Consider the following 258-nt stretch of genomic DNA (forward strand, 5'->3'; position numbering starts at 1 on the left):
GATTCACCTTCACCTGACCCGTCCCGTCCGGCTTCATGATGTACAGTTCGACCAGCACGTTCGGCGTCCCCGCCGCCGGATAGCGCTGTTCGTAGACGCGCGTGCCGGTCGCACCGATCGCCGCGCGCGTCGCGACGTGGACCGGTTCCTCGTCGAACTTCTCGACCGCGACCAGCCTGTCGTTCGGCGACCACCAATAGCCGGTCCGCCGGTCCATTTCCTCCTGCGCGACGAACTCCGCCTCGCCCCAGTGGACGG

Annotated in this window: 1 protein-coding gene; it reads right to left on the reverse strand. The window is 67.4% G+C overall.

Going from position 1 to position 258, the window contains the following annotated elements; genetic code table 11:
• Positions 1-258 (reverse strand): DPP IV N-terminal domain-containing protein (locus AC0IYH_RS32470; RefSeq protein ID WP_471838462.1); only part of this gene is annotated, 258 nt, incomplete at both ends.

It is taken from the genome of Pseudomonas sp. AC463 (genome assembly GCF_979253585.1).